Annotated in this window: 1 protein-coding gene; it reads right to left on the reverse strand. The window is 64.5% G+C overall.

The window, feature by feature from the left end; translation table 11 throughout:
* Positions 1-217: VCBS domain-containing protein (locus R2R70_RS23870; protein ID WP_410979472.1), on the reverse strand; the 217-nt coding region annotated here is incomplete at both ends.

Consider the following 217-nt stretch of genomic DNA (forward strand, 5'->3'; position numbering starts at 1 on the left):
GGCGCGGCATCGGTCGAGCCCGTGACGGTGATGGTCAGCGTGGTGCGGGAGACATCGCCATCGGCATCGGTGATGCCATAGGTGAAGACGTCGCTCAGCGGGTCGCTGTCATCGTCCAGTGACTGGACCTTGGCATTGCCGTTGTCCAGCGCGTAGCTGTAGCTGCCGTCACTGTTGAGGGTCAGCGTGCCGTAGCTGCCGGCGATCTCGGTACCGG

Origin of the sequence: Cobetia sp. SIMBA_158 (genome assembly GCF_046566945.1) — a bacterium.
Lineage (GTDB): Bacteria > Pseudomonadota > Gammaproteobacteria > Pseudomonadales > Halomonadaceae > Cobetia > Cobetia amphilecti.